This is a genomic window from Actinomadura sp. NPDC048955, from assembly GCF_040649435.1.
GTDB classification, from domain to species: domain Bacteria; phylum Actinomycetota; class Actinomycetes; order Streptosporangiales; family Streptosporangiaceae; genus Spirillospora; species Spirillospora luteofluorescens.
In genome coordinates, this window is record NZ_JBEZJI010000047.1 from 61383 (window position 1) to 74295 (window position 12913).

11 protein-coding genes are annotated in these 12913 nt (G+C 76.5%); 8 read left to right on the top strand and 3 right to left on the bottom strand.

The genetic code is table 11. The features are described 5' to 3' along the window. Positions 1-16: 16 nt before the first annotated feature. A complete protein-coding gene (locus AB0C84_RS33230) occupies positions 17-424 on the bottom strand; it encodes a hypothetical protein (protein ID WP_361074181.1) in 408 nt (135 codons plus the stop codon). A gap of 85 nt (positions 425-509) precedes the next feature. Further along, entirely contained in the window at positions 510-1235 is a 726-nt protein-coding gene (locus tag AB0C84_RS33235; RefSeq protein WP_258939821.1) for a TetR/AcrR family transcriptional regulator, read from the bottom strand. 94 nt (positions 1236-1329) lie between these two features. On the opposite strand from AB0C84_RS33235, the gene AB0C84_RS33240 reads away from it, so the two are divergent. Both AB0C84_RS33240 and AB0C84_RS33245 read left to right on the top strand, forming a co-directional pair. Continuing rightward, positions 1330-2337 (top strand): ATP-binding cassette domain-containing protein, encoded by a 1008-nt coding sequence (locus AB0C84_RS33240; protein ID WP_361074183.1) that lies wholly within the window; start codon positions 1330-1332, stop codon positions 2335-2337. After that, the gene (locus AB0C84_RS33245; protein WP_361074185.1) at positions 2334-3161 is read left to right on the top strand and encodes an ABC transporter permease; all 828 of its coding nucleotides are present in this window, start codon (positions 2334-2336) and stop codon (positions 3159-3161) included. Before AB0C84_RS33240 ends, AB0C84_RS33245 begins: the two co-directional genes overlap by 4 nt. 137 nt (positions 3162-3298) lie before the next feature. Here the strand turns inward: AB0C84_RS33245 and rsgA are convergent, their stop codons facing one another. Continuing rightward, positions 3299-4387, bottom strand: coding sequence for a ribosome small subunit-dependent GTPase A (gene rsgA / locus AB0C84_RS33250; protein ID WP_361074187.1), 1089 nt, complete (start codon positions 4385-4387; stop codon positions 3299-3301). A gap of 284 nt (positions 4388-4671) precedes the next feature. Here rsgA and AB0C84_RS33255 point away from each other — a divergent pair, with 284 nt between their 5' ends. The 6 genes from AB0C84_RS33255 to AB0C84_RS33280 all read left to right on the top strand — a co-directional run bounded on the left by AB0C84_RS33255 (position 4672) and on the right by AB0C84_RS33280 (position 12815). After that, positions 4672-5682 carry a hypothetical protein gene (locus tag AB0C84_RS33255; protein WP_361074189.1) on the top strand — a complete coding sequence of 337 codons (1011 nt, stop codon included), beginning with the start codon at positions 4672-4674 and terminating at the stop codon, positions 5680-5682. 71 nt (positions 5683-5753) lie between these two features. Continuing rightward, on the top strand, positions 5754-6959 hold the full coding sequence (locus AB0C84_RS33260) for a hypothetical protein (protein ID WP_361074191.1): 1206 nt from the start codon (positions 5754-5756) through the stop codon (positions 6957-6959). A gap of 85 nt (positions 6960-7044) precedes the next feature. Beyond that, positions 7045-7773, top strand: a complete 729-nt coding sequence (locus AB0C84_RS33265; protein ID WP_361074193.1) for a response regulator transcription factor — start codon at positions 7045-7047, stop codon at positions 7771-7773. Beyond that, positions 7770-9263 (top strand): HAMP domain-containing sensor histidine kinase, encoded by a 1494-nt coding sequence (locus AB0C84_RS33270; RefSeq protein ID WP_361074195.1) that lies wholly within the window; start codon positions 7770-7772, stop codon positions 9261-9263. Before AB0C84_RS33265 ends, AB0C84_RS33270 begins: the two co-directional genes overlap by 4 nt. Positions 9264-9354: 91 nt before the next feature. Continuing rightward, positions 9355-10698 carry a bifunctional glycosyltransferase family 2/GtrA family protein gene (locus tag AB0C84_RS33275; protein ID WP_361074197.1) on the top strand — a complete coding sequence of 448 codons (1344 nt, stop codon included), beginning with the start codon at positions 9355-9357 and terminating at the stop codon, positions 10696-10698. After that, entirely contained in the window at positions 10695-12815 is a 2121-nt protein-coding gene (locus tag AB0C84_RS33280) for a glycosyltransferase family 39 protein (RefSeq protein WP_361074199.1), read from the top strand. The genes AB0C84_RS33275 and AB0C84_RS33280 overlap by 4 nt, the downstream gene beginning before the upstream one ends. Positions 12816-12913: the final 98 nt, after the last annotated feature.

The following is a 12913-nucleotide window of genomic DNA, read 5'->3' on the forward strand; positions in this document are numbered from 1 at the left end:
TCGGGGCGGGAACGGGTCAGCGACCCGGCGGGCCCGGTGCCGGCGGCCACACGAACACGTGGGCGTACCAGGCGCCCGCGCCGCCGCCCCGCACGGGCCGCGTGCCGTAGGTGACGGCGATCGCGCCGCCGGGCGCGCCGCCGGGCAGCAGAACCTCGCCGAGCAGCAGCCGGACGGGTTCGTGCAGTTCCAGGCGCAGCACCAGCGGCCCGCGCCTGCGCGCCCCCGCCCGCGCCGCCGCGTCCTGGATCAGCGGCGCCAGCCGGTCGGTGAGGCTCGCCGCCGCCGGGCCGAGCCCCCACACGTGCAGGGCGCCCTGCACGATCGCGCGGACGCCGCCCGCCGCCGCCCGGCCGCCCGGCAGTGGCCACCGGCCGGTGCGGGGCGCCGGGCGCGGGACGTTCTGGGCGGGAAGGACGGTCATGTGCCTCTCCGATAGCGCGATCGTCACCTCGGCGCTTCTGTGCCCGGCCCGTCCCCGCTCATGCGCCCCGGGGGAGTGAGGGCGGTCAGGACGGTCCGGGCAGGACGCCGGCGATGCAGTCCAGGACGCGCTGCAGCCCGTACCGGAACTGGTCCTCGTCGGACATGTGGGGCAGGCGCGCGTCCTTCACGAGCCGCTCGAACATCGGGTACCGGCCGGTGTCGAGCAGTTCGCGGACGTAAGGGGCGCTCCGCATCATCCAGCGCTCGGGCGTCATCCCGCTCTGGCGCATCTCCCGCATCCATTCGATCTCGCCGCGGACCGTGCGCTCGACGTAGCCGTTCAGCATGTCCAGGAGGGCGACCATGTCGTCGATCGGGATGCCGACGTCCAGCGCGCCGAAGGCGAACTCGGCCAGCCGCAGCCGGTTGGGGCCGAACGACGCGCGCGGCCGTTGCAGGCCCGCCAGCCAGGGGTGCCCGCGCCACATCGCGCGGGTGTTCTCGGCGATGAGCGTGAGGTCGGCGCGCCAGTCCCCGCTCGGCCGCTCGGGGATGTCCATCTCCAGCACGACGTGGTCGATCATCAGCTCGATCAGGTCGTCGCGGGAGGGCACGTAGCGGTACAGCGACATCGCGCCGGTGCCCAGGTCGGCGGCGATGCGGCGCATCGAGGCCGCCTCCAGGCCCTCGGCGTCGGCGATGCGGATCGCCGCCTCGGTGATCTGGGTGCGGCTGTAGGCGGGGCGCGGCCCCCGGCCCTGCCGCTCGGGGACCGACCAGATGCTGACGTGCCGTTCGCCGCCTGCCAAGGGACCTCCTCGTGACTCTCCCGAGCATCCTAGTTGCGTACGACGTACCCAGTTGTCTACCGTACTTGCGTACACCGTACCCAGAGGAGGGGCCGTGACCGACGAACCGATCGTGGTGGCCGAGGGGCTGCGCAAGCGCTTCGGAGACACCCAGGCCCTGGACGGCCTCGACCTGACCGTCCCCGCCGGCACCGTCTGCGGGGTCCTCGGCCCCAACGGCGCCGGCAAGACCACCGCCGTGCGGATCCTGGCCACGCTCGCCGACGCCGACGCCGGGCACGCCCGCATCGCCGGCCACGACGTCGCCCGCGAGCCCGACCGGGTCCGCGCCCGCATCGGCCTGGCCGGCCAGTACGCCGCCGTCGACGAGAAGCTCACCGGGCGCGGCAACCTGCGCATGTTCGGCCGCCTCTACCACCTGCCCCGCCGCGAGGCCCACCGCCGCGCCGACGAGCTGCTGGAGCGCTTCGGGCTCGCCGAGGCCGCCGACCGGCAGGTCGCCGGCTACTCCGGCGGGATGCGCCGCCGCCTCGACCTGATCACCAGCCTGATCCTGCGGCCCCAGGTGCTGTTCCTGGACGAGCCCACCACCGGCCTGGACCCCCGCAGCCGCGGCGAGATCTGGGACGCCGTCCGCGGCCTGGTCCAGGACGGCACCACCGTCCTGCTCACCACCCAGTACCTGGACGAGGCCGACCGGCTCGCCGACGACATCGCCGTCATCGACCACGGCCGCGTCATCGCCACCGGCACCCCCGACCGGCTCAAGGCCTCGATCGGCGACCGCCTCGACGTGGTCCTGGACGACCCCGCCATGGCCGGCCGCGCCGCCGCGCTCCTGCACACCCTCACCGGCAGCCACCCCGCCCTGGAAGGCGGGCGGCTCTCGGTGCCGCTCACCGCCGGATCGGTGCGCCTGGCCGACGTCGTCCGCGAGCTCGACGGCGCCGGCGTCACCGTCGGCGACGTCGGGCTGCGCCGCCCCACCCTCGACGAGGTGTTCCTGCGCCTCACCGGAGACGCCCCCGCCCCCGACAGCACTCCCGCCACTCCCGCCACTCCCGCCGACACCGCCGAGCGCCGCAAGGAGACCGTCCGATGACCGCCCTCACCGCCCCCGCCACCCGCGCCGGACGGCTGCGCTGGGCCCTCGCCGACGGCCTCACCCTCATCGGCCGCGAACTCGGCCGCATCCGCCAGGAACCCGGCGAGCTCGTCGCCGCCCTGATCTTCCCCGCGATCATGGTCGTGCTGTTCGGCTACGTGTTCGGCAGCGCCATCTCCGTCCCCGGCGGCGGCAACTACCGCGAGTACCTGATGCCCGGCCTGTTCGCCATGGTCACCTTCACCTCCACCATGGCCGTCACGATGCGCGTCGCCACCGACGCCTCCCGCGGCGTCATGGACCGGTTCCGCTCCATGCCCATGGCCCGCTCCGCCGTCCCGTTCGGGCAGACCGGCGCCGAGATCCTCAACGGCGTCCTCGGCATGGTCATCATGGCCGTCGCCGGCCTGGTCGTCGGCTGGCGCGCCCACAACGGCCTCTGGCAGACCGCCGAGGCGTTCGCGCTGCTCGCGCTCATGCGGTACGCGCTCAGCTGGGCCGGCTGCTACCTCGGCCTGGTGGTCAAGAACGAGCAGACCGCCGACCACCTCGTCCCCCTGGTCTTCCCGGTCACCATGCTGTCCAACTCCTTCGTCCCCACCGGCGGCATGCCCAAGGTCCTGCAGGTCATCGCCGAATGGAACCCCGTCAGCGCCCTCACCGCCGCCTGCCGCGAACTGTTCGGCAACCCCGGCGCGCCCGCCGGCGACCTCGCCTGGCCCCTCGCCCACCCCGTCCCCGCCACGCTCGGCTGGGCGCTGCTGCTGCTCGCGGTGTTCGCGCCCCTGTCCGTGCGGACCTACCGCGTCCGCGGCCGCTGACCCCCGCGGCCGGCGGCACCGCGGGGACACGCCGCGAACCCTGGCCGGCCGGGCCCCGCGCGGAGCCCGGCCGGCCAGGTCTCAGCAGGTCAGGAGCTCAGCGGGTCGGCGCACGCCGTCCCGCCCGGCCGCGCGGCTCACCGGTCGCGGCCCCGCTCCCTGTACAGCTGCCGCTGCCACCTGCTGATCGCCTTGGTGCGGTCCTCCCGCTCGGCGCGCAGCCGCCGGTCGGTGCGCGAGGCCGCCCACGCGTTCTCGCGCAGCAGCTTGCGGTAGCTGTCGAGGCGGCGGCGCGGCAGCGTCCCGTCCTCGACCGCGCCGAGGACGGCGCAGCCCGGCTCGGACCGGTGCTCGCAGTCACCGAACCGGCACCGCGCGGCCAGCTCCTCGACGTCGGCGAAGGTGCGCTCCAGGCCCTGCGACGCCTCGAACAGTCCCACGCCGCGCAGCCCCGGCGTGTCGATCAGGACGCCGCCGCCCGGCAGCGGCAGCAGCTGCCGCCGCACCGTGGTGTGCCGGCCCTTGCCGTCACCGGCCCGGACCTCACCCGTGGCCAGCGCCTCGGCGCCCAGCAGCGCGTTGCCCAGCGTGGACTTGCCCGCACCCGACGGGCCGACCAGCACCACCGTCCCCGACACGACGGCGCGGACGATCTCCACGCCCTCGCCGGTCGCGGCGCTGCAGGCCACCACGTCCACGCCCGGCGCGGCGGCGGCGACCTCGGCGCGCTCCCCGGCCGTGCCGGGGACCTGGTCGGCCTTGGTGAGCACGACCACCGGCCGCGCCCCGCTCTCCCAGGCCAGCGCCAGCAGCCGCTCGATCCGCCCCAGATCCAGCGGGGCGGCCAGCGACACCGCGACCGCGACGGTGTCGACGTTGGCGGCCAGCACCTGGCCGTGCGAATCCCGCGACGCCGACGACCGCACGATCGCGGTCCGGCGGGGCAGCAGCGCCGCCACCGCCGGGCGCCCGTCCGGGCCGCCGGCGCGCAGCGCGGCCCAGTCGCCCGTGCACGGCGCCGCCACCGGATCACCACCGGAACCGGCGGACCCGGTGGAGGCCCGCGCCGGGCCGTGCTCGGTGACGACGTCGCACAGGCCGCGGTCGACCGCGGCCACCCGCGCGGGGATCAGCCCCGCCGCGCGGTGGGAGGTGAACTCATGCTCCAGGGCGTCGTCCCAGCCGTAGGCGGCCAGAGGAGACGACCCCGTGAAAGAGGAAGACAACGGATCGGAACCCTTGCGTGAAGGGGCCCCGGCGTGACGGCGCCGCAGGCGGCGCGAAGCAGAACGATCAGCCGGAGGCCCGGGAAGTGAGGACGGGCTGGATGCTGCTGCGGGCAGCAGCCACCACGGCGACGGCCATACGTCCACACCTCCCTTTCGGTTCCGCCTCGGACCCTACCGGGCCGCCCCCGCCCGGCCAATCGCTTTTTCTCACCCGCGCGGGGGAGCGGTCTCGGCCGCGGCGGGGAGGCCCCGCCCGCCCCGCCGCGGCCACGATCGTGGCCATGGCCACCACGCTGACCGCGCGCCTGTCCCCGCGCGCCATGGGACGCCGCCTGCCCGCGGCCGCGCTCGCCTGGACCCTCGCCTACGGCGCCCTGCGCGCGTACTGGGCGGCGGGGCACCGGCCGCACGACATGTCGCCCATCGGCACCGACCTCGTCGCGTTCACCGGATGGGCGGGCGCCGGCCTGTGCGGGGCCGCCGCGCTCGTGCTGGCCGCGCTCACGCTCCCGCGCGCCGACCGCCTCGCCCGCGCGCCGCGGCTGGCCCTGGCGGGCGCGGCCTGGACCGCCGCGGCGTGCCTGGCCGCCTCCGGCGCGATGCTCCTGCTGGACGTGGTCGGCGCGGTCCTGCCCGGCCTCGGCCTGGGGTTCTACCCGCTCGGGGCGCTGTCGCGGGCCGCGGTCGTCGCCGCCGGGATCATGACGGCGCTGTCCGCGCGCGCCTACACCGCCCGCACCCGCACCGGGCCGGCCTGCGCCGCGTGCGGGCGCGCCATGGCCGCGCCCGGCGCCCTGCCCCGCACGCCCGCCTGGGCCTACGGGGCCGCCTACCTCGCCGTCGCCGGTTGCCTCATCCGCATCGTCGCCCAGGCCGTCGTCGGGTTCGCCGAGTCGCCGCTGTCGGGCGGCGCCTCGGTGATGCTGTTCGAGGCCGGGTTCGTGCTCGGCGGCTGCCTGCTGCCCCTGGCCCTCGTCCACTCCTTCGGGCGGACCTGGCCGCGCTGGGTGCCCGGACTTGCCGGACGCGGTGTCCCGCGCCGGCTGGTGCTGTGGCCCGGCGCCGCGATCTCCGGCGGGCTGGTCGTCTACTTCGGGCTGATGCTGCTGCAGATGTTCTGGGAGCGGCTGCACGGCCGCAACCCGTTCCCGCCCGAAGGCGGCCTCGACCTGCCCGAGGCGTTCTTCTGGGTCGCCGTCCCCGCCTACTTCGCCTGGGGCGCCGGGATGGCCGCCGCCGCCCGCTTCTACGCCCGCCGCACCCGCACCCCCTGCCCGTCCTGCGGCCGCTGACCGCGGCACCCGGAACTGGCGGCACTGTTCGGCAGTTATGGTGATTTGGGGCGGGATCGCGATGAGGGGGCGTGACCGTGGACGACCATATGGCCGACAACGAGGCCCACGACGAGGCTGACAACCGGGGCGACAGCGGCGACCGGCCGAACGGGCTCGACCGCGCCGACCGGGCCGCCGCCCGGCGGGTGCAGGAGATCTGGGACGGCCTGGCACCGGCCGCCGCGCGGGCCGCCGCCGCGAGCGAACCGGTCCGCGACGCCGCCCGCGGCGCGGCGGCGCTCGCCGCCGACCGCATCCTGGCGCAGGTGGCGGGGACGCCGGTGATGCGGGCCGCCGAGCAGGCCGCCCGGGACGCCGCCGTCAAGGCCGCCCGCGGCGCCGCCGAACGCGCCGTCACCGAGGCCCGCGCCGCCGCCGCGGCCAACCCCGCCACCGCCGGCGCCCTGGAGGCCGCCACCGCCGCGATGACCCTCGCCGAGCAGGCCGCCCGCCACCCCATGGCCGCCGCCGCGCGCCGCCTGGCCGCCCAGAGCCCCCTCGCCCGCGCCGCCACCGCCACCGCCCTGGACGTCGCCGGCCGCACCGCCTCGGCCCCCGTCGTGCAGGCCGCCACCCGCATGGTCGTGGACGCCGCCGTCGACACCGTCGCCGACGCCGCCGTGGACGCCCTCATGGCCGCCGGCCGCGACGTCGTCGGCCGCGTCGTCCGCCAGACCGCCGAGCAGGCCGCCCGCGACCTGGCCGCCGCCCTGCGCGACACCGCCCGCGGCGCCGCCGAGAGCACCGGCGCCGCCGCCGAGCTCGCGCCGCTGGCCGACCTGGCCGCCCGCGCCGGCCGCGACCCCGCCGTGCGCGGCGCCGCCCGCACCGCCGCCGGGCTGCTCACCGCCGCCGCCGGCAGCGCCCTGGCCCGCACCGCCCGCGACCTGGCCGCCCGCGCCGCCACCGCCGCCGTCGAGGCCGTCCTGCGCGAACTGCTCCGCGACGCCCTCAAGCTCGCCCTGCGCGACACCCTGCGCGGCATCATCGTCGAGGTGTCCCGCGACGTCGTGGTCGACGTCGCCAGGACCACCTGGACCACCGCCACCCGCCCCGCACCGCCCGGCCGGCCCGCCACCGTCGTCATCGACGCCACGATCGAGACCACCGAAACCGTCGAAACGGTGGAAACGGTGGAAACCGTCGAAACGGTTGCGCCCGGTGGCGACGCGTGGGCCGACGCCACCTCCGACACCGCCGCCGACACCGGCACGCCCCCCGGCCGCGATCACTGAACCGCCCCTCAGAAGTTCCTGAAAGAACCATGAGAAACGCCCGCCGGTGGCCGGGGCGCCCACCGGCGCTGTTTACCGTGAGTACATGGAACCCGGCGCGCAGGACGCACCGCCCCCGCAGATCCTCGTGGTCGACGACGAACCCGCCGTCCGCGAGTCGCTGACCAGCAGCCTGGAGTTCGAGGGCTACCGGGTCGCCGGCGCCGCCGACGGCGTCGCCGCCCTCGACCAGGTCGAGCGCCAGACCCCCGACCTGGTCGTGCTGGACGTGCTCATGCCCCGCATGGACGGACTGACCACCTGCCGGCGGCTGCGCGCCCTCGGCGCCACCATGCCCGTGCTCATGCTCACCGCCCGCGACATGGTCGGCGACCGCGTCACCGGACTGGACGCCGGCGCCGACGACTACCTCGCCAAACCCTTCGACCTCGACGAACTGCTCGCCCGCGTCCGCGCCCTGCTGCGCCGCGCCGCCATGACCGCCCCCGCCGCCGCGGCCCCCGGCGACGTCCTGGCCTTCGACGACCTGCGCATGAACACCCTCACCCGCGAGGTCGCCCGCGCCGGGCGCCCCCTGGAACTGACCCGCACCGAGTACATGCTGCTGGAGATGTTCCTCACCCACCCCCGCCAGGTCCTCACCCGCGAGCAGATCCTCGAGACCGTCTGGGGATTCGACTTCGAACCCGCCTCCAACTCCCTGGACGTGTACGTCATGTACCTGCGGCGCAAGACCGAGGCGGGCGGCCTGCCGCGGCTGGTGCACACCGTCCGCGGCGTCGGGTACGTGCTGCGCCCGGCGGCGTCCCCGTGAGCACCCGCGCCCCGGTCGCGCGGCGGCTCACCCGGCGGCTCACGCTGCGCGCCCGCATGGCGCTGCTCACCGCCGCGGCCGTCGCGCTCGCCGTCGCCGCCTGCGCCAGCGCCGGCTGGCTGCTGACCCGCAACCAGCTGTACCGCGAGCTCGACCGCCGCCTCGGCGCGGTGTCGGGCGGCCCGCCCGGCGCCCGCGACGACGTCCACCGCGACGGGCAGCCCCCCTTCCGCGGCCCCCGCCTGCCGCGCCGCCCCGAGGCGATCCTGGCCGCCTGCTCCTCCGAGCCCACCGGCACCGGCTCCCAGAACCCGCCGCCCGGCCCCTACGAGATCATGCAGCTGGTCCGCGCCGACGGGCGGCGCTGCACCGTCCCCGGCGCCGGCGCGCTGCAGGTCACCGCGCAGGACGTCCGGGTCGCCCGCGGCGAACGCGACCACGCCTACCACGACGGCACCGGCGTCACCGCCTCCGGGACCGAGGACGGCGTCCGCGTCCTCACCCGCTCGTTCCGGCTGCCCGACGGCACCCCCGCCGCCGTGTCCTACGCCATCTCCCTCGACGAGGTCCAGGGCCCCCTGGACAACCTGGCGCTGCTGCTCACCGCCGTCACCGCCCTCGGCGTCCTGGTGTCCGCCGCCGCCGGCCTCATGATCGCCCGCGCGTCGCTGCGTCCCGTGGACGAGCTCACCGGCGCCGTCGAGCACATCGCCCGCACCGAGGACCTGGACACCCGCATCCCCGAGGAGGGCACCGACGAGATCGCCCGCCTCAGCCGCTCCTTCAACACCATGACCGCCGCCCTGGCCGCCTCCCGCGAACGCCAGCAGCAGCTCATCGCCGACGCCGGGCACGAGCTGCGCACCCCCCTCACCAGCCTGCGCACCAACATCGACCTGCTGCTGCGCGCCGAGGCCGCCGGCCGCGACCTGCCCGCCGACACCCGCCGCAACCTGCTCGCCAGCGTCCGCGCCCAGATGCGGGAACTGTCCAGCCTCGTCGGCGACCTGCTGGAACTGGCCCGCCCCGCCGACACCGAACCCGTCCGCGAGACCGTCGCCCTGCACGAGGTCCTGGACCGCGCCGTCGAACGCGCCCGGCTGCGCGGCCCCGGCCTCACCATCACCTGCGACGCCCGGCCCTGGCACGTCCACGGCGACCCCGCCTCCCTGGAACGCGCCATCGTCAACCTCCTCGACAACGCCGTGAAGTTCAGCCCGCCCGGCGGCACCGTCACCGCGGGCCTGCACGACGGCGAACTCACCGTCCGCGACCACGGCCCCGGCATCCCCGCCGCCGACCTGCCGCACGTGTTCGAACGGTTCTGGCGCTCCCCGTCGGCCCGCAGCCTGCCCGGCTCCGGGCTCGGACTGTCCATCGTCGCGCGCGTCGTCGCCGAATACGGCGGAAGCGTCGCCCTGGAACCCGCGCCCGGCGGCGGCACCCTCGCCCGCGTCCACCTGCCCGGCACCCCCGCCCCCAGCGACTGAACCACCCCCCGGGCAGGGCCCGGCGCGTTTCTCATGCGGCGTTAAGACACGCCTCACCGCCCTCCCACACCGGCCCCCGAACCTCGGTCCCATGAGTCACCTCATCACCGAACCGGGCACGCCCGCCGCGCCGCCCCCGCCGCCGCACGAGCACGGCGGACGGGGACGGCTCGTCGAGGTGGTCGTCCCCGTCCACAACGAGGAACGCGTCCTGGCCGCCAGCGTCGAACGCCTGCACGCCTACCTCGCCGACACCCTCCCCTACCCGTTCCGCATCACCGTCGCCGACAACGCCAGCACCGACGCCACCTGGCCCATCGCCCGCGACCTGGCCGCCCGCCACCCCCGCGTCCGCGCCGTCCGGCTGCGCGACAAGGGCCGGGGCCGGGCGCTGCGCCACGTGTGGGGGACCAGCGACGCCGACGTCGTCGCCTACATGGACGTCGACCTGTCCACCGACCTGGACGCGTTCCTGCCGCTGGTCGCCCCCCTCATCACCGGGCACAGCGACCTGGCCATCGGCTCCCGCCTGACCCGCGGCTCCGCCGTCGTGCGCGGCCCCCGCCGCGAGATCATCTCCCGCTGCTACAACCTGCTGCTGCGCACCGCCCTGGCCGCCCGCTTCACCGACGCCCAGTGCGGCTTCAAGGCCGCCCGCACCGAGATCGTGCAGGCGCTGCTGCCCTCGGTCGAGGACGAGGAATGGTTCTTCGACACCGAGCTGCTGCTGCTCGCCGAACGCAACGGGCTGCGCATCCACGAGGTCCCCGTCGACTGGGTCGACGACCCCGACAGCCGCGTCGACGTCCTGCGCACCGCCCGCGACGATCTGCGCGGCATGGCCCGCGTCGCCCGCCGCATGCTCACCGGCGCGTTCCGCGCCCCCGTCGGCGGCCGCCCCGGCCCCGCCGCGGCCGCGGGCCGCGCCACCGACGCGCTGCCCGCCGGCATGGCCCGCCAGCTGCCCGCCTTCGCCGTCATCGGCGTCCTCAGCACCCTCGCCCAGCTGATCCTGTTCGTCCTGCTGCGCCTGTTCCTCGGGCCGCTGTGGGCCAACGCGCTCTCCCTGGTGATCACCACCGTCGGCAACACCGCCGCCAACCGCCGCTTCACCTTCGGCGTCACCGGCCACCGCCGCGCGCTGCGCCAGCAACTCGAAGGCGGCGCCGCGTTCCTGCTCGGCCTGGCCCTGTCCACCGGCGGCCTGGCCCTGCTGCACGCCGCCGCGCCCGGCGCCGGACGCGCCGTCGAGGTCGCCGCGCTCGTCACCGCCAACGCCCTGGCCACCCTCGCGCGGTTCCTGCTCATGCGCGCCTGGATCTTCCACCCCCGCCGCCTCGGCGACCACCCCGCCACACCCGCCGCGGGACCCACTGCGGGGACCATCGCCGCGCCCGCACCCGCCCACGACAGCACCGGGGGGACCACGGCATGACCTCCACCCTCACCCCGCCGCCGCCCGCCACCGGGCACACCGCGCCCCGCGGCCGCACCCGCCGCCTCCTCCTCGGCCCCGGCGGCGACCCCCGCTGGGCGCGACCCGCCCTGTGGGCCGTCCTCATCGCCGCCACCGCCCTGTACGCGTGGGGCCTGACGGCCGCGGGCGACGCCAACTCCTACTACTCCGCCGCCGTCAAGAGCGGCACCCAGAGCTGGAAGGCGTTCTTCTTCGGCTCCCTGGACGCCGGCTCCTACATCACCGTCGACAAACCCCCCATGGCCCTGTGGGCCATGGGGCTCACCGCCCGCGTCCTCGGATTCGGGACCTGGAGCCTGCTGCTCCCGCAGGTCGCCGCCGGCGTCGCCGCCGTCGCCGTCCTGTACACCACGGTCCGCCGCGCGTTCGGCCACGCCGCCGCGCTCACCGCCGCCGCCGTCCTGGCCCTCACCCCGATCACCGTCGCGATCAACCGCGACAACAACCCCGACACCCTGCTGGTGCTGTTCCTGGTCGCCGCCGCCTGGGCCTGCCAGCGCGCCGTCTGCACCGGACGGCTGCGGCCCCTGCTGCTCGCGGCGTTCCTCATCGGATGCGGCTTCAACACCAAGATGCTGCAGGCGTTCCTGGTCGTCCCCGCGCTGGCCCTGGCCTACCTGGTCGCCGCCCGGCCCCGCCCGGCGCGCCGCGTCGCGCACCTGCTCGCCGCCGGCGCCGTCCTGGCCGCGTCCTCGCTGTGGTGGACGCTGCTGGTCGACGCCATCCCCGCCCGTTCCCGGCCCTACATCGGCGGCAGCACCGACGGCACCGCCTGGGACCTGGTCATCGGCTACAACGGCCTCGGCCGCATCCTCGGCCAGGGCGGCGGCCCGGGCGGTCGCGGCGGCCCCGGGGGCGGCGGGGGCTTCGGCGGCCAGTCCGGCGCCGGGCGGCTGTTCAACGACATCCTCGGCGGCCAGATCTCCTGGCTCATCCCCTTCGCCGTCCTCGCCCTGGCCGCCGGCCTGGTCCTGCTGCGCCGCCGCCCCCGCACCGACCCCGCCCGCGCCGCGCTGCTGCTGTGGGGCGGATGGCTCGCCGTCCACTACGTCGTGTTCAGCTTCGCGCAGGGCACCTTCCACCCCTACTACTCCACCGCCATGGCCCCCGCGATCGCCGCGCTCACCGGCGCCGGAGCCGTCCTGCTGACCCGCGCCCACCGCACGTCGCTGGCCTGGGCGTGGGTCCTGCCCGCGGGCGTCGCCGTCACCGGCGCTTGGGCGTTCGTCCTGCTGGACCGCACCCCGTCCTGGAACCCGTGGCTGCGGTGGGCCGTCGCCGCCGCCACCGCCCTGGCCGTCGCCGCCCTGATCGCCGGACGGGTCTCCGGCCGCGCCGGGACCCGCGCCACCGCCGCCGGCCTCATCCTCGCCGCGGCCGTTGGCCTGGCGGGCCCGGGCGCCTACGCCGTCGCGGCCGCCTCCACCACCTCCAACGGCACCAACCCCCTGGCCGGACCCGCCTCCGGCGGCGGCCTCGGCGGCGGGCCCGGAGCCGGACCCGGCCGGTCCGGGGCCTTCCCCGGCGGCGGCGCGCCCCCCGCCATGCCCGGCGGCAGGCCGCCCGGCGGGCAGACGCCCCCGTGGCAGGCCGGCGGCCAGAACGGGCAGGGACCCGACGGACAGGCCGGCGACGGACGGGCCGCCGACGGGCGCGGGCAGCGACCCGGCGGAACCGGCGGACGCGGCGGACGCGGCGGCTTCGGCGGCGGGCCCGGCGGCGGCGTCGACACCCGGATGCTCGCCTACCTGGAGAGGAACCAGGGCGGCGCCACCTGGCTTGTCGCCGTCTCCAGCGCCCAGGAGGCCTCCTCGATCATCCTGCGGACCGGGCGCCCCGCCATCGCCATGGGCGGCTTCACCGGCAGCGACCCCGCCATGACCGTCGCCAAGCTCCAGCAGTACGTCAAGGACGGCGAGCTCCGCTACATCCTGCTCGGCGGCCGCATGGGACCCGGCGGCGGCGACACCGCCGTCACCGCCTGGGTCCAGAAGAACGCCACCCCCGTCGACGCGACCGCCTACGGCGGCACCACCGGCGGCTCGACCGGCGCCCAGCTGTACAAGCTCGGCTGAACAGGGAAGACGACGATGACCACCACGATCCCGGCCGCGCCGCCCGCGCCCCGCACCCCGATCGGAAGAGCGGCGGGGAGGGAAAGAGTGTGCATAAC

Bases quoted from the DNA above. Each gene is read 5' to 3' on its own strand.
- AB0C84_RS33275 (WP_361074197.1), top strand. From the start codon at position 9,355: ATGAGTCACCTCATCACCGAACCGGGCACGCCCGCCGCGCCGCCCCCG.
- AB0C84_RS33230 (WP_361074181.1), bottom strand. From the start codon at position 424: ATGACCGTCCTTCCCGCCCAGAACGTCCCGCGCCCGGCGCCCCGCACC.
- AB0C84_RS33265 (WP_361074193.1), top strand. From the start codon at position 7,045: ATGGAACCCGGCGCGCAGGACGCACCGCCCCCGCAGATCCTCGTGGTC.
- AB0C84_RS33280 (WP_361074199.1), top strand. From the start codon at position 10,695: ATGACCTCCACCCTCACCCCGCCGCCGCCCGCCACCGGGCACACCGCG.
- AB0C84_RS33245 (WP_361074185.1), top strand. From the start codon at position 2,334: ATGACCGCCCTCACCGCCCCCGCCACCCGCGCCGGACGGCTGCGCTGG.
- AB0C84_RS33255 (WP_361074189.1), top strand. From the start codon at position 4,672: ATGGCCACCACGCTGACCGCGCGCCTGTCCCCGCGCGCCATGGGACGC.